Annotated in this window: 14 protein-coding genes and 2 pseudogenes (1 of these 16 cut by a window edge); 13 read left to right on the top strand and 3 right to left on the bottom strand. The window is 60.8% G+C overall.

Translation table 11 applies throughout. The features are described 5' to 3' along the window. The 3 genes and pseudogenes from recF to dnaA form a co-directional block, all read right to left on the bottom strand. Positions 1–555, bottom strand: a pseudogene (gene recF / locus ACIP0B_RS22635) (DNA replication/repair protein RecF) (it extends 610 nt beyond the left edge of the window). A 14-nt stretch (positions 556–569) separates the two neighbouring features. After that, entirely contained in the window at positions 570–1,673 is a 1,104-nt protein-coding gene (gene dnaN, locus ACIP0B_RS22630; RefSeq protein WP_085579280.1) for a DNA polymerase III subunit beta, read from the bottom strand. Positions 1,674–1,712: 39 nt separating this feature from the next. After that, the gene (dnaA, locus tag ACIP0B_RS22625; protein ID WP_400836172.1) at positions 1,713–3,233 is read right to left on the bottom strand and encodes a chromosomal replication initiator protein DnaA; all 1,521 of its coding nucleotides are present in this window, start codon (positions 3,231–3,233) and stop codon (positions 1,713–1,715) included. Positions 3,234–3,798: 565 nt separating this feature from the next. On the opposite strand from dnaA, the gene rpmH reads away from it, so the two are divergent. The 13 genes and pseudogenes from rpmH to ACIP0B_RS22560 all read left to right on the top strand — a co-directional run bounded on the left by rpmH (position 3,799) and on the right by ACIP0B_RS22560 (position 14,877). Next, positions 3,799–3,933 carry a 50S ribosomal protein L34 gene (gene rpmH / locus ACIP0B_RS22620; RefSeq protein WP_013793569.1) on the top strand — a complete coding sequence of 45 codons (135 nt, stop codon included), beginning with the start codon at positions 3,799–3,801 and terminating at the stop codon, positions 3,931–3,933. A 16-nt stretch (positions 3,934–3,949) separates the two neighbouring features. Next, entirely contained in the window at positions 3,950–4,351 is a 402-nt protein-coding gene (rnpA, locus tag ACIP0B_RS22615; protein WP_400836170.1) for a ribonuclease P protein component, read from the top strand. Continuing rightward, positions 4,344–4,589: a membrane protein insertion efficiency factor YidD gene (gene yidD, locus ACIP0B_RS22610; protein ID WP_400836168.1), complete on the top strand. Its 246-nt coding sequence runs from the start codon at positions 4,344–4,346 to the stop codon at positions 4,587–4,589. The genes rnpA and yidD overlap by 8 nt, the downstream gene beginning before the upstream one ends. 2 nt (positions 4,590–4,591) lie before the next feature. Further along, positions 4,592–6,274, top strand: a complete 1,683-nt coding sequence (yidC, locus tag ACIP0B_RS22605) for a membrane protein insertase YidC (RefSeq protein WP_400836166.1) — start codon at positions 4,592–4,594, stop codon at positions 6,272–6,274. A gap of 79 nt (positions 6,275–6,353) precedes the next feature. Beyond that, positions 6,354–7,724, top strand: a complete 1,371-nt coding sequence (mnmE, locus tag ACIP0B_RS22600; RefSeq protein WP_400836164.1) for a tRNA uridine-5-carboxymethylaminomethyl(34) synthesis GTPase MnmE — start codon at positions 6,354–6,356, stop codon at positions 7,722–7,724. A 553-nt stretch (positions 7,725–8,277) separates the two neighbouring features. Beyond that, positions 8,278–10,176: a tRNA uridine-5-carboxymethylaminomethyl(34) synthesis enzyme MnmG gene (gene mnmG, locus ACIP0B_RS22595; RefSeq protein ID WP_085579267.1), complete on the top strand. Its 1,899-nt coding sequence runs from the start codon at positions 8,278–8,280 to the stop codon at positions 10,174–10,176. Next, the gene (gene rsmG, locus ACIP0B_RS22590) at positions 10,173–10,817 is read left to right on the top strand and encodes a 16S rRNA (guanine(527)-N(7))-methyltransferase RsmG (RefSeq protein WP_400836161.1); all 645 of its coding nucleotides are present in this window, start codon (positions 10,173–10,175) and stop codon (positions 10,815–10,817) included. Before mnmG ends, rsmG begins: the two co-directional genes overlap by 4 nt. Positions 10,818–10,835: 18 nt before the next feature. Further along, complete coding sequence (locus ACIP0B_RS22585) at positions 10,836–11,633, top strand: ParA family protein (protein WP_085579263.1); 798 nt, start codon at positions 10,836–10,838, stop codon at positions 11,631–11,633. A 9-nt stretch (positions 11,634–11,642) separates the two neighbouring features. Then, a complete protein-coding gene (locus ACIP0B_RS22580; RefSeq protein ID WP_400836159.1) occupies positions 11,643–12,515 on the top strand; it encodes a ParB/RepB/Spo0J family partition protein in 873 nt (290 codons plus the stop codon). Between the two features lie 148 nt (positions 12,516–12,663). Beyond that, positions 12,664–13,071: a F0F1 ATP synthase subunit I gene (locus ACIP0B_RS22575; RefSeq protein WP_085579259.1), complete on the top strand. Its 408-nt coding sequence runs from the start codon at positions 12,664–12,666 to the stop codon at positions 13,069–13,071. Between the two features lie 19 nt (positions 13,072–13,090). Next, positions 13,091–13,957, top strand: a pseudogene (gene atpB, locus ACIP0B_RS22570) (F0F1 ATP synthase subunit A); the annotation flags it as partial. 133 nt (positions 13,958–14,090) lie between these two features. Further along, positions 14,091–14,348 (top strand): F0F1 ATP synthase subunit C, encoded by a 258-nt coding sequence (gene atpE, locus ACIP0B_RS22565; RefSeq protein ID WP_003097235.1) that lies wholly within the window; start codon positions 14,091–14,093, stop codon positions 14,346–14,348. Positions 14,349–14,406: 58 nt separating this feature from the next. After that, positions 14,407–14,877, top strand: coding sequence for a F0F1 ATP synthase subunit B (locus ACIP0B_RS22560; RefSeq protein WP_085579255.1), 471 nt, complete (start codon positions 14,407–14,409; stop codon positions 14,875–14,877). Positions 14,878–14,929: the final 52 nt, after the last annotated feature.

Genomic DNA, 14,929 nt, shown 5'->3' with positions numbered 1-14,929 from the left:
CTGGCACAGTTCCCTGTCCCAAACCGCTTGCGAAACGGCGTCAAGTGTACCATGCCGCAGCCAGGAGTTTCTCTGGCGCAAGGCCTTCTGCAAACGCTGCCAGGTGGCCATGAACCTGGGCTCGACGTGGAACACGCCCCAGTCCAGAAACTGCCGGCGGATCTTCGGCGCGCCTTCGAGCAGACGGAAGCTGTCCGGGTTGATCAACTGCAACGGTAGCATTTCCGCCAACTGCGCAGCGCTGCGCGCGTTCTGCCCGTCGATGCGGATCTGGAACTCGCCCTGGCGGTCACGGGAAATCCCCAGCGCACTGTGTCCGCCTTCGGCCAGCTCGACCTGACCGAACACGGTACAGCTGAGCTGCTCATGCTGAATGACCGGCAACAGACGCGTGCTGCGGAACGAACGGGCTAGCCCCAGCAGGTGAATGGCTTCCAGGACACTGGTTTTGCCGCTGCCGTTGGCGCCGTAAAGGATGTTGATGCGGGGAGAGGGGGAGAAGGTCACCGGGTGCAGATTGCGCACCGCGGTGACCGAGACGCGACTTAGCGACATCTAGCTTCTGCTGATTACAGACGCATCGGCATGACAACGTAAGCCGAGTCGTCGTTGTCGGATTCCTGCACCAGCGCACTGCTGTTGGAGTCGGACAGGATCAGGCGAACCTGCTCGGTGGTCATCACGCCCAGCACGTCCAGCAGGTAGCTGACGTTGAAGCCGATTTCCAGCGAGCTGCCGTTGTATTCCACGCCTACTTCTTCTTCCGCCTCTTCCTGCTCCGGGTTGTTGGCCTGGATCTTCAGCTGGCCGCTGGCCAGTTGCAGACGGATGCCGCGGTACTTTTCGTTGGACAGGATCGCGGTGCGGCTGAAAGCTTCACGCAGGGCCTGGCGGTCGCCCAGCACCAGCTTGTCGCCGCCCTTGGGCAGGACGCGCTCGTAGTCAGGGAACTTGCCGTCCACCAGTTTCGAGGTGAAGGTGAATTCACCGGTGGTCGCGCGGATGTGGTGCTGGCCCAATACGATGCTGACGTTGCCGTCCGGTTCGGTGAGCAGGCGCGCCAGTTCCAGGATGCCCTTGCGCGGCACGATCACCTGGTGGCGGTCCTGCTGGCCGATGTCGGCCTGCATCGAGCACATCGCCAGACGGTGACCGTCGGTGGCCACCGCACGGATCACGCCGGTGGACACTTCCAGCAGCATGCCGTTGAGGTAGTAGCGCACGTCCTGCTGGGCCATGGCGAAGCTGGTGCGTTCGATCAGGCGACGCAGCTTGCTTTGCTCAAGGCTGGTGGTCAGCGAGCCCGGGCCTTCTTCCACGGTCGGGAAATCGTTGGCCGGCAGGGTCGACAGGGTGAAGCGGCTGCGGCCGGCCTTCACCACCAGTTTCTGCTCGTCGACCTTGATGTCGATCAGCGCGTCGTTCGGCAGGCTCTTGCAGATGTCCATCAGCTTGCGCGCAGGCACGGTGATGGAACCGGTTTCCGCAGGCTCTTCGAGCTGCACGCGGCCGACCAGCTCGACCTCCAGGTCCGTACCGGTCAGCGACAGCTGCTGGCCGTCGACGACCAGCAGCACGTTGGACAGCACCGGCAAGGTCTGTCGGCGCTCGACGACACCTGCGACCAGTTGCAGGGGTTTCAACAGGGCTTCGCGTTGAATGGTGAAATGCATGGTCTAGTCCCTTGCCTCAATAAGCTGCGCTGGCGTTCATCAAGTGGTCAGTGTACGCAGCAGGTTCTTGTAGTCCTCGCGGATGTCCGCGTCGGATTCCTTAAGTTCGTTGATCTTGCGGCAGGCGTGCAGAACGGTGGTGTGGTCGCGGCCGCCGAACACATCGCCGATTTCCGGCAGGCTGTGGTTGGTCAGTTCCTTGGACAACGCCATGGCGACCTGACGCGGGCGCGCCACCGAGCGCGAACGGCGCTTGGACAGCAGATCGGAGATCTTAATCTTGTAGTACTCGGCGACGGTGCGCTGAATGTTATCCACAGAGACCAGCTTGTCCTGCAGCGCCAACAGGTCTTTCAGGGATTCGCGGATCAGCTCGATGGTGATCTCGCGGCCCATGAAGTGCGAGTGGGCGATCACGCGCTTGAGCGCGCCTTCCAGCTCACGGACGTTGGAGCGGATGCGCTGGGCGATGAAGAACGCCGCATCGTGCGGCAGCTCGACCTTGGCCTGGTCGGCCTTCTTCATCAGGATCGCCACGCGGGTCTCCAGCTCCGGCGGCTCGACGGCCACGGTCAGGCCCCAGCCGAAACGGGATTTGAGGCGCTCTTCGAGGCCTTCGATCTCCTTCGGATAGCGGTCGCTGGTGAGGATCACCTGCTGGCCACCTTCAAGCAGGGCGTTGAAGGTGTGGAAAAACTCTTCCTGGGAGCGTTCCTTGCGGGCGAAGAACTGGATGTCGTCGATCAGCAGGGCATCCACCGAACGGTAGAACCGCTTGAACTCGTTGATCGCGTTCAGTTGCAGCGCCTTGACCATGTCGGCCACGAAACGCTCGGAATGCAGGTACACGACCTTCGCATTCGGGTTCTTCTTCAACAGGTGGTTGCCCACCGCGTGCATCAAGTGAGTCTTACCCAGGCCGACGCCGCCATAAAGGAACAGCGGGTTGTAGCCGTGCTTCGGGTTGTCCGCCACCTGCCAGGCTGCCGCACGGGCGAGCTGGTTGGATTTGCCTTCGACGAAATTCTCGAAGGTGAAGGTGCGGTTCAGATAGCTGGTGTGCTTGAGCGCGCCTTCGACCTGCACGGTGCGCTGCTCGGCGCGAACCGGGGCCTGTTGCGAGGCGGCGCCGGCCATCGGGTCGAAACTGTCCCGCGACGGCTCTTCGCTGACCTCTTCGGTCTTCTGCGCGGCACGCTTGGCCGGCGCTGCCGCCGGAGTCGGGATCGGCGCGCTGACAGGCGCCGCAGCGACCTGCGCCTGGGCCACGGCTGCCGCCAGCGGGGCATTGGGCGCGGCGCGGGGTGCCGAACTGCGCTTGCTGCCTATTAATAAGGAAAGCGCTGGCGCCATGCCGTTGCCGTGTTCATCCAGCAGCTCGAGGACGCGTCCCAGGTACTTTTCGTTGACCCAGTCCAGAACAAAACGGTTCGGCGCATAGACGCGCAACTCGTCGCCTTCGGCTTCGACCTGTAGTGGACGGATCCAGGTGTTGAATTGTTGGGCAGGCAGCTCTTCGCGCAAAAGCTCCACGCACTGCTGCCAAAGTTCCACTGACACGGAGATCCCCTAAGTTGAAAGCCGGTGAGGCAAAAACAAGCGGCCATTGTAGCGGCCAGCCGCCCACTTATCCACATGCAGGTGAGCCGCCGGAGATGATTTATCAATGCCTTAACGGGAAAAAAGGCGACCGACGGCACTCAGGCAAGCTCTGTGGATAACCGCCGATGAGCCCACTGGACAACTGGGGGCAAAAACGCGTGGATAACCTGCCTGTGGATAACGTCCCATTGCACACACAGGTTTTCCGACCTCGCGACACAGGCTGAACACGGTTTTCCAGCGTAGTTGTCATTCTCTGTACACCAGATGAAATATGGCCCCGATGAAGTTATCCACAGAAGGGTGCCACACTAGCTTTAACAAGCTTTACAGAAAAGCTTTAAATTCTTCGCTTCTTTATTTTTATGTTTGCCATCGGGTTTCCAAGCCAGAAAGCCGAGGACGATCTGTCTATAAGGAAACGTTGGTTGGAAATTGACCTGAGGGCTTGCTTTCTCTAGAATCCCCGGTCTCTTAAAACAGGGGCCATTCCGGCCGTTGTGGACGAACCAGGTAACACGACATGAAACGTACTTTCCAACCAAGCACTATCAAACGCGCTCGTACCCACGGTTTCCGTGCTCGCATGGCCACCAAGAACGGTCGTGCCGTCCTGTCGCGTCGTCGCGCCAAAGGCCGTGCGCGTCTGACCGTTTGATATCCCGGTACTGGAGGTGAGTCAGGACTTCAGTCGGGAAAAGCGTCTGCTTACACCCCGGCACTTCAAGGCAGTCTTTGACTCCCCTACCGGCAAGGTTCCGGGGAAGAATCTCCTGCTCCTTGCGCGCAACAACGATCTCGATCACCCCCGGCTCGGGCTGGTCATCGGGAAAAAGAGCGTAAAGCTCTCCGTCGAGCGCAATCGCCTCAAACGCCTGATGCGCGAATCGTTCCGTCTGAACCAGGATTCACTGGTCGGCTGGGATATCGTCATCGTCGCGCGAAAAGGTTTGGGCGATGTGGAAAACCCCGAATTGATCCAACATTTCGGCAAGCTCTGGAAACGCCTGGTACGCAACAAGCCGGCATCTCCGGTCAAAACCGAAACTGTAGGGGCTGACAGTCCAGATGCGTAAACTGGCCCTCGTTCCGATCCAGTTCTATCGCTATGCCATTAGTCCGCTGATGGCCAGTCACTGTCGTTTTTACCCCAGCTGTTCTTGCTACGCGTATGAAGCCATCGAAAATAATGGCCTTCTGCGCGGTGGCTGGCTGACCTTTCGTCGTTTAGGTCGCTGTCATCCGTGGAATCCCGGTGGTTATGACCCGGTTACACCTGTCCCTACCTCCCGTTCTTCTTCGATGGCCGAGTAATCATGGATATCAAACGCACGGTCCTGATCGTCGCCCTGGCAATCGTGTCCTACGTCATGGTCCTTAAATGGAACCAGGACTACGGTCAAACTGCCCTGCCGACTCAGAATGTTGCCTCCAGCACGACTTCTTCTGGCTTGCCGGACACCACAACCGGCAATAACGCCTCCGCCAACGACGACATTCCGCACGCCGCGAGCGACAGCAACGCTCCCGCCGAAGCGCCGGTCGCCGTCAGCAAGGATCTGATCCAGATCAAGACCGATGTGCTCGATCTGGCGATCGATCCACAGGGCGGTGACGTCGCTCAACTGACCTTGCCGCTGTATCCACGTCGTCAGGACCGTCCGGACGTTCCGTTCCAGCTGTTCGACAACGGCGGCGAGCGCATCTATCTGGCCCAGAGCGGCCTGATCGGCACCAACGGCCCGGACGCGAACCCGGCCGGTCGTCCGCTGTACGCGTCGGAGAAGAAGACTTATCAACTGGCCGACGGTCAGGACCAACTGGTCGTCGACCTGAAGTTCAGCAAGGACGGCGTCAACTACATCAAGCGTTTCACCCTGAAACGCGGCCTGTACGACGTGACCGTTTCCTACCTGATCGACAACCAGAGCGCACAACCGTGGACTGGCGCGATGTTCGCCCAGCTCAAGCGTGACGCCAGCGCCGATCCTTCGTCCACAACCGCCACCGGCACCGCGACCTACCTGGGCGCCGCCCTGTGGACAAGTTCCGAGCCGTACAAGAAAGTGTCCATGAAGGACATGGACAAGGGTCAGCTCAAGGAAACCGTCAACGGTGGTTGGGTCGCCTGGCTGCAGCACTACTTCGTGACCGCGTGGGTGGCTCCTAAGGGCGAAAGCAACATCGTCCAGACCCGCAAGGACAGCAAAGGCAACTACATCATCGGTTACACCGGCTCCACGTTGACCGCTGCACCGGGTGCCAAGGTCGAAACCAGCGCCGTGCTGTACGCCGGTCCAAAGAGCCAGGCCGTCCTGAAAGAGTTGTCCCCAGGCCTGGAACTGACCGTCGACTACGGCATCCTGTGGTTCATCGCCCAACCGATCTTCTGGCTGCTGCAACATATCCACAGCATCGTCGGCAACTGGGGCTGGTCGATCATCTTCCTGACCATGCTGATCAAGGGTCTGTTCTTCCCGCTGTCGGCCGCCAGCTACAAGTCCATGGCCCGCATGCGCGCCGTGGCACCGAAACTGGCTGCACTGAAGGAACAGCATGGCGACGACCGGCAGAAGATGTCGCAGGCCATGATGGAGCTGTACAAGAAAGAGAAGATCAACCCGCTGGGCGGCTGCCTGCCGATCCTGGTGCAGATGCCGGTCTTCCTCTCGCTGTACTGGGTTCTGCTCGAAAGCGTGGAAATGCGCCAGGCGCCGTTCATGCTGTGGATCACCGACCTGTCGATCAAGGATCCGTTCTTCATCCTGCCGATCATCATGGGCGCCACCATGTTCATCCAGCAGAAGCTGAACCCGACGCCGCCGGATCCGATGCAGGCCAAGGTGATGAAAATGATGCCGATCATCTTCACCTTCTTCTTCCTGTGGTTCCCGGCCGGTCTGGTGCTGTACTGGGTTGTGAACAACTGCCTGTCGATTGCCCAACAGTGGTACATCACGCGTAAGATCGAATCGGCGACGAAAAAAGCCGAGGCGTAACTTACTCTGTGGATAACCACTCAAAACGCCCCCTAGTGGGGCGTTTTGCTATCTGCCACTTTTGTCTGGATACCGGTTTATGAGCGCACCCCGTGAAACCATCGCCGCCGTCGCCACCGCCCAGGGTCGCGGCGGTGTGGGCATCGTCCGCATTTCCGGCCCTCTGGCCGGTGCCGCGGCGAAAGCCATCAGCGGCCGCGAACTGAAACCCCGGTTCGCCCACTACGGCCCGTTCTTCAGCGCCGGCCAAGAGGTGCTGGACGAAGGGCTGGCGCTGTATTTCCCGGGGCCCAACTCCTTCACCGGCGAAGACGTGCTGGAACTGCAGGGCCACGGCGGCCCGATCGTGCTGGACATGCTGCTCAAACGTTGCCTGGATCTGGGCTGCCGCTTGGCCCGTCCCGGCGAGTTCAGCGAACGCGCGTTCCTCAACGACAAGCTCGACCTGGCGCAGGCCGAAGCCATCGCGGACCTGATCGAGGCCAGTTCCGCGCAGGCTGCACGCAATGCGCTGCGCTCTCTGCAGGGGGCGTTCTCCCAGCGTGTGCATGAACTCACCGAACAGCTGATCGGCCTGCGCATTTATGTGGAAGCCGCCATCGACTTCCCCGAGGAAGAGATCGACTTCCTCGCCGATGGCCATGTGCTGAGCATGCTCGACAAGGTGCGTGACGACTTGTCCACCGTGCTGCGTGAAGCCGGGCAGGGCGCATTGTTGCGCGACGGCATGACGGTCGTGATCGCCGGCCGGCCGAACGCCGGCAAATCCAGCCTGCTCAACGCGCTGGCCGGCCGGGAAGCAGCGATCGTGACCGAAATCGCCGGCACGACCCGGGACATCCTGCGCGAACATATCCACATCGACGGCATGCCGCTGCACGTGGTGGACACCGCCGGCCTGCGCGACACCGACGACCATGTGGAAAAGATCGGCGTCGAACGCGCCCTCAAAGCCATCAACGAAGCGGACCGGGTGCTGCTGGTGGTCGACGCCACCGCGCCGGAAGCCGCCGACCCGTTCGCCCTGTGGCCGGAGTTCCTGGAAACGAAGCCGGATCCGGCCCGTGTCACCCTGATCCGCAACAAGGCAGACCTGACGGGCGAGGCGATCGCCCTGGAAGTCAGCGACGATGGCCATGTCACGATCAGCCTCAGCGCGAAGTCGGCGGGCGAGGGACTTGAACTGTTGCGCGAGCACCTCAAGGCCTGCATGGGCTACGAACAGACGGCGGAAAGCAGCTTCAGCGCCCGCCGCCGGCACCTGGAAGCCCTGCGTCACGCCAGTGCGGCGCTGGAGCACGGCCGCGCGCAGCTGACCCTCGCCGGCGCCGGTGAACTGCTGGCCGAAGACCTGCGCCAGGCCCAGCAATCCCTGGGGGAAATCACCGGCGCGTTCAGTTCGGACGACCTGCTGGGACGGATCTTCTCCAGCTTCTGCATCGGCAAGTAATCTCCGCTGTTCCCCACAGACAGGCCCGTTCAAGGCCTGTCTGTCCTTTCTCCGAATCCTTCCTCTCTCAAATGCTGGCCAGGCACGTTCTGTCCGGACGGATTTTCCGTGCCCGAAGCGTTCTCGTTCGTCTGATTTCTGTGGATCAAGCCCTGTGAATAACTGCCGATGAGGTCAGTTGATAACAGGGCCTCAAAACTGGATATAACCGCATCTGTGGATAACGGCCCCTTTCATCCACAGGCTTAAGGCGGTTATCCCAATGGCTCCGTGGCACATGGGCACAGAGTTATGAATCTCTGTACAGATTGAAAATAAAGGCCTGTAGCCTGTTATCCACAGATAGGGCGGGGCCTAAGAATAAACATAAAAACAAGGTTTTATACATTTCTTTCCTTTTTAATTTTTTTGTCCGCGATTTCTCCACAGCTGGTTAAATTTTGTGCAAAGGGTTCTTTAGGAAAGGCGAAGTCCCTATACTTGCCGACCAGGTCCAGAAACCTGAGATCGAATTTTTCCTTAAATACCTACTTAAGCAGGCACGAGGTGCGTGGTGGATTTCCCTTCCCGTTTTGAAGTGATCGTCATCGGCGGCGGTCATGCCGGTACCGAGGCAGCACTGGCGTCAGCGCGCATGGGGGCAAAGACCCTGTTGCTGACGCACAACGTGGAAACCCTCGGTGCCATGAGCTGCAACCCGGCCATCGGCGGCATCGGCAAGAGCCATCTGGTCAAGGAAATCGACGCCCTGGGCGGCGCGATGGCCATGGCCACCGACCTGGGCGGCATTCAGTTCCGCGTATTGAACAGCCGCAAAGGCCCGGCGGTGCGGGCGACCCGCGCGCAAGCCGACCGGATCCTGTACAAGGCCGCTGTCCGCGAGATCCTGGAAAACCAGCCCAACCTGTGGATATTCCAACAGGCCGCCGACGACCTGATCGTCGAGCAGGAACAAGTGCGTGGCGTCGTCACCCAGATGGGCCTGCGTTTCTTCGCCGATTCCGTGGTGCTGACCACCGGCACGTTCCTCGGCGGACTTATCCACATCGGTCTGCAGAACTATTCCGGCGGCCGCGCCGGCGATCCGCCCTCGATCGCCCTGGCCCGTCGCCTGCGTGAGCTGCCGCTGCGCGTCGGCCGCCTGAAGACCGGTACGCCGCCGCGCATCGACGGCCGGTCTGTGGATTTCTCGGTGATGACCGAGCAACCGGGCGATACGCCGATTCCGGTCATGTCGTTCCTCGGCAACAAGGAACAGCATCCGCGGCAGGTCAGCTGCTGGATCACCCACACCAATGCCCGCACCCATGAAATCATCGCGGCGAACCTCGACCGCTCGCCGATGTACTCCGATGCCGGTGAAATCGAAGGCATCGGCCCGCGCTACTGCCCGTCGATCGAAGACAAGATCCACCGTTTCGCGGACAAGGAAAGCCATCAGGTGTTCATCGAACCCGAAGGCCTGACCACCCATGAGCTGTACCCGAACGGGATATCCACAAGCCTGCCGTTCGACGTGCAGCTGCAGATCGTGCAATCGATCCGCGGCATGGAGAACGCGCACATCGTGCGCCCGGGTTACGCGATCGAGTACGACTACTTCGACCCGCGCGACCTGAAGTACAGCCTGGAGACCAAGGTCATCGGCGGCCTGTTCTTCGCCGGCCAGATCAACGGCACCACCGGCTACGAAGAGGCCGGCGCCCAAGGCCTGCTGGCCGGGGCCAACGCCGCGCTGCGGGCCAAGGGCAAAGAAGCCTGGTGCCCGCGCCGCGACGAGGCGTACATCGGTGTGCTGGTCGACGACCTGATCACCCTCGGCACCCAAGAGCCGTACCGCATGTTCACTTCCCGTGCCGAGTACCGCCTGATCCTGCGCGAAGACAACGCCGACCTGCGCCTGACCGAAAAAGGCCGGGAGCTGGGCCTGGTCGATGACGCGCGCTGGGCGGCGTTCTGCAAGAAACGCGAAGGCATCGAGCTGGAAGAGCAGCGGCTGAAAAGCACCTGGGTGCGTCCGGGCACGCCGCAGGGCGATGCCATCGCCGAAAAGTTCGGCACGCCGCTGACCCACGAATACAACCTGCTCAATCTCTTGAGCCGTCCGGAAATCGACTACGCTGGTCTGGTCGAAGTGACCGGGCAAGGCGCGGAAGATCCGCAGGTCGCCGAACAGGTCGAGATCAAGACCAAGTACGCCGGTTACATCGACCGGCAGCAGGACGAAATCGCCCGCCTGCGTGCCAGCGAAGACACGAAACTGCCTGTGGATATCGATTACGCGAGCATTTCCGGGCTCTCCAAGGAGATCCAGGGCAAGCTCGGCGCGACCCGCCCTGAGACCCTGGGCCAGGCGTCGCGGATTCCGGGCGTCACCCCGGCGGCGATTTCCCTGTTGATGATTCATTTGAAAAAACGCGGCGCGGGCCGTCAGTTGGAGCAAAGCGCTTGAGTTCTAAGGTCACTTCGCAACACGCCGAAGAGTTATCCACAGGAGCCCGTGCGCTCGGTGTCAACCTCAGCGAAACCCAGCACGAGCAGTTGCTGGGTTACCTGGCCCTGTTGATCAAATGGAACCAGGCCTACAACCTGACCGCCGTGCGCGATCCGGACGAGATGGTTTCGCGTCACCTGCTCGACAGCCTGAGCGTGATGCCGTTCATCGAAAACGGCCGCTGGCTGGACGTGGGCAGCGGCGGCGGCATGCCAGGAGTCCCGTTGTCGATCCTGTATCCGGACGCGCAAGTGACGTGCCTGGACGCCAACGGCAAGAAGACCCGCTTCCTGACCCAGGTCAAACTCGAGCTCAAGTTGGATAACCTGCAAGTTATCCACAGTCGCGTCGAAGCCTTCCAGCCTGCGCAGCCGTTCAACGGGATCATCTCCCGGGCGTTCAGCAGCATGGAGAACTTCACCAACTGGACCCGTCACCTCGGCGACGCCGACACACGCTGGCTGGCAATGAAGGGCGTCCATCCGGCCGATGAGCTGGTAGCATTGCCGGCAGACTTCAAACTCGATAGCGAACACGCCCTGGCCGTACCCGGTTGCCAAGGCCAACGCCATCTGCTGATACTGCGCCGCACGGCATGATTGGGAACACAAGCAAGAATGGCTAAGGTATTCGCGATAGCGAACCAGAAGGGTGGTGTGGGCAAGACCACCACCTGCATCAACCTCGCAGCATCCCTGGTCGCGACCAAGCGCCGGGTGCTGCTGATCGATCTCGATCCACAGGGCAACGCCACCATGGGCAGCGGTGTGGATAAACATGGCCTGGAAAACTCGGTCTACGACCTGCTGATCGGCGAATGCGACCTGGCCCAGGCCATGCACTTTTCCGAGCACGGCGGTTATCAGTTGCTGCCGGCCAACCGCGACCTGACCGCGGCGGAAGTGGTTCTTCTGGAAATGCAGATGAAGGAAAGCCGTCTGCGCAGCGCCTTGGCGCCCATCCGCGAAAACTACGACTACATTCTGATCGACTGCCCGCCGTCGCTGTCGATGCTGACGCTCAACGCGCTGGTGGCCGCCGACGGCGTGATCATCCCCATGCAGTGCGAGTATTACGCGCTCGAAGGGTTGAGCGACCTTGTGGATAACATCAAGCGCATCGCCGAACTGCTGAACCCGAACCTCAAGATCGAGGGCCTGCTGCGCACCATGTTCGACCCGCGCCTGAGCCTGATGAACGACGTCTCCGCGCAGCTCAAGGAGCATTTCGGCGATCAGCTGTACGACACGGTGATCCCGCGCAACGTGCGCCTGGCCGAAGCGCCGAGCTACGGCATGCCGGCCCTGGCCTACGACAAGCAATCGCGCGGTGCGCTGGCCTACCTGGCCCTGGCCGGCGAGATGGTTCGCCGCCAGCGCAAGAATTCACGCATCGCCGCCGCCCAGCCAACTTAAGGAATCCCCATGGCCGTCAAGAAACGAGGTCTCGGACGTGGACTGGATGCACTGCTGAGCGGTCCGAGCGTCAGCGCACTGGAAGAGCAGGCGGCGCAGGCCGACCTGCGCGAACTGCAGCACCTGCCGCTGGACCTGCTCCAGCGCGGCAAGTACCAGCCGCGCCGGGACATGGATCCCCAAGCGCTCGAAGAGCTGGCGCAATCGATCAAGGCCCAGGGCGTGATGCAGCCGATCGTGGTGCGCCCCATCGGCAGCGGCCGCTTCGAAATCATCGCCGGCGAGCGCCGCTGGCGCGCCAGCCAGCAGGCCGGGCAGGAAACCATCCCGGCGATGGTGCGCGATGTGCCGGACGAAACGGCCATCGCCATCGCGCTGATCGAGAACATCCAGCGCGAAGACCTGAACCCGATCGAGGAAGCGCTCGCCCTGCAGCGCCTGCAGCAGGAATTCCAGCTGACCCAACAACAGGTCGCCGAGGCTGTGGGCAAGTCCCGCGTCACGGTGGCCAACCTGCTGCGGCTCATCGCCTTGCCCGAAGTGATCAAGACCATGCTGTCCCACGGCGACCTGGAAATGGGGCACGCCCGTGCCTTGCTCGGTCTGCCGGACAATCAGCAGGTCGAAGGGGCGCGACATGTTGTCGCACGCGGCCTCACCGTGCGCCAAACCGAGGCACTGGTTCGGCAATGGCTGAGCGGCAAACCGCAGCCTGCGGAGCCGGCCAAACCGGACCCGGATATCGCCCGCCTCGAACAGCGTCTGGCCGAGCGCCTAGGCTCTGCGGTGCAGATCCGCCACGGCAAGAAGGGCAAGGGGCAACTGGTGATCGGTTACAACTCGCTCGACGAGCTTCAGGGTGTGCTTGCACACATCCGCTGAAACAATTCCTCTTGTAGCGCGCAGTCGGAAATCACTACCTGACAGTTGAATAGGGGCAGAACCGCCCCTATACTCTGCGCGCATTTTGTCGGCACAAATTATGCCAAGTTATTGAATTTCGGCAGCCGACCATTGGAGAGCAACAGTGATGGAAACCCGCACGCCAAACCGCTTGCCTTTCCATCGCCTGGCGGTTTTTCCGGTGCTGATGGCTCAGTTGGTCATTCTGCTGATCGCCGCTTTGGCGCTTTGGCAATGGCGCGGAGTCGTTGCCGGATACTCGGGTCTTTGCGGAGGCCTGATAGCCTTGCTGCCCAATGTTTATTTCGCTCACAAGGCATTTCGGTTTTCCGGCGCCCGAGCAGCCCAGTCCATCGTCCGGTCCTTTTACGCCGGCGAGGCAGGCAAACTGATTTTGACGGCAGTGCTGTTTGCACTGGTGTTTGCAGGTGTGAAGCCATTGGCGCCGATCGCTGTGTTCGGCGCGTTCGTGCTGACCCAGTCGGTCAGCTGGTTCGCTCCCCTGCTGATGAGAACAAGACTTTCGAGACCTTAGGGCGTTTGAGGCAACCAAGGCAGAAACAACGGCTTCGGGCTATATCCAGCACCACTTGCAGAACCTGACCTTCGGTCAGCTACCCAACGGCGGCTGGGGCTTTGCCCACACCGCGGCAGAAGCCAAGGAAATGGGTTTCTGGGCTTTCCACGTCGATACCCTCGGCTGGTCGGTTGCCCTGGGCCTGATCTTCGTATTCCTGTTCCGCATGGCGGCCAAGAAGGCGACCTCCGGTCAGCCTGGCGCGCTGCAGAACTTCGTCGAAGTCCTGGTCGAGTTCGTCGACGGCAGCGTGAAGGACAGCTTCCACGGCCGCAGCCCGGTGATCGCACCGCTGGCGCTGACCATCTTCGTCTGGGTGTTCCTGATGAACGCCGTCGACCTGGTACCGGTCGACTGGATCCCTCAGCTGGCCATCCTGATCTCCGGTGACCACCACATCCCGTTCCGCGCCGTGTCGACCACCGACCCGAACGCGACCCTGGGCATGGCGTTCTCGGTTTTCGCACTGATCATCTTCTACAGCATCAAGGTCAAGGGCATCGGCGGCTTCATCGGCGAGCTGACCCTGCACCCGTTCGGCAGCAAGAACATCCTGGTTCAGGCGCTCCTGATCCCGGTGAACTTCCTGCTGGAGTTCGTGACCCTGATCGCCAAACCGATCTCTCTGGCACTGCGTCTGTTCGGCAACATGTATGCCGGCGAGCTGGTGTTCATCCTGATCGCCGTGATGTTCGGCTCCGGCCTGCTGTGGCTGAGCGGCCTGGGCGTTGCGCTGCAGTGGGCGTGGGCTGTGTTCCACATCCTGATCATCACCCTGCAGGCGTTCATCTTCATGATGCTGACCATCGTCTACCTGTCGATGGCGCACGAAGAAAACCATTAAGGGCAGCTTCGGCTGGCCTGATGTCCCTCCCGGTCAAACGGGAGGGGGCTCCTGACGGGGCCTCTGAAACGATTTGTTTTACCGCTTTAATCTAAAAAACCTAAACCATACGACGTAAAAGTCGGGAGGAAAGATGGAAACTGTAGTTGGTCTAACCGCTATCGCTGTTGCACTGTTGATCGGCCTGGGCGCACTGGGTACCGCAATTGGTTTCGGCCTGCTGGGCGGCAAGTTCCTGGAAGGCGCTGCGCGTCAGCCGGAAATGGTTCCAATGCTGCAAGTGAAGATGTTCATCGTTGCCGGTCTGCTCGACGCCGTAACCATGATCGGTGTTGGTATCGCTCTGTTCTTCACCTTTGCGAACCCGTTCGTTGGTCAGATCGCTGGCTGATTACTCGGATCTTCCGGGTAATTTGGTGTGATGGACAACGTAACTGCGAGGTGTTGGCGTGAACATTAATGCGACCCTGATTGGCCAGTCCGTTGCGTTCCTGATTTTTGTACTGTTTTGCATGAAGTTCGTATGGCCTCCGGTCATCGCGGCTCTGCACGAACGTCAAAAGAAGATCGCTGATGGTCTGGACGCTGCCAGCCGTGCAGCTCGCGACCTGGAGTTGGCCCAAGAGAAAGCGGGTCAGCAACTGCGCGAAGCGAAAGCCCAGGCAGCTGAAATCATCGAGCAAGCCAAGAAGCGCGGTAACCAGATCGTTGACGAAGCCCGTGAACAGGCTCGCGTCGAAGCTGACCGCGTGAAGGCTCAGGCTCAGGCCGAGATCGAACAGGAACTGAACAGTGTCAAAGACGCGCTGCGTGCCCAAGTGGGTAGCCTGGCCGTTGGCGGCGCTTCGAAGATCCTGGGCAAGTCAATCGATCAAAACGCGCACGCAGAGCTGGTTAACCAACTGGCTGCTGAAATCTAAGCGAGGGCGATCATGGCAGAACTGACCACGTTGGCCCGACCTTACGCTAAGG

The sequence above is a fragment of the Pseudomonas sp. NPDC089534 genome, from assembly GCF_044749305.1.
Lineage (GTDB): Bacteria > Pseudomonadota > Gammaproteobacteria > Pseudomonadales > Pseudomonadaceae > Aquipseudomonas > Aquipseudomonas ekonensis.
Note: the sequence above shows the minus strand (reverse complement) of the source record. Positions and strands in the feature narration are given on the sequence as shown.

Excerpts from the sequence above, each read along its gene's own strand:
- dnaN (WP_085579280.1), bottom strand. The coding sequence starts at position 1,673 with ATGCATTTCACCATTCAACGCGAAGCCCTGTTGAAACCCCTGCAACTG.
- rpmH (WP_013793569.1), top strand. The coding sequence starts at position 3,799 with ATGAAACGTACTTTCCAACCAAGCACTATCAAACGCGCTCGTACCCAC.
- yidD (WP_400836168.1), top strand. The coding sequence starts at position 4,344 with ATGCGTAAACTGGCCCTCGTTCCGATCCAGTTCTATCGCTATGCCATT.
- yidC (WP_400836166.1), top strand. The coding sequence starts at position 4,592 with ATGGATATCAAACGCACGGTCCTGATCGTCGCCCTGGCAATCGTGTCC.
- mnmE (WP_400836164.1), top strand. The coding sequence starts at position 6,354 with ATGAGCGCACCCCGTGAAACCATCGCCGCCGTCGCCACCGCCCAGGGT.
- ACIP0B_RS22585 (WP_085579263.1), top strand. The coding sequence starts at position 10,836 with ATGGCTAAGGTATTCGCGATAGCGAACCAGAAGGGTGGTGTGGGCAAG.
- ACIP0B_RS22580 (WP_400836159.1), top strand. The coding sequence starts at position 11,643 with ATGGCCGTCAAGAAACGAGGTCTCGGACGTGGACTGGATGCACTGCTG.
- ACIP0B_RS22575 (WP_085579259.1), top strand. The coding sequence starts at position 12,664 with ATGGAAACCCGCACGCCAAACCGCTTGCCTTTCCATCGCCTGGCGGTT.
- atpE (WP_003097235.1), top strand. The coding sequence starts at position 14,091 with ATGGAAACTGTAGTTGGTCTAACCGCTATCGCTGTTGCACTGTTGATC.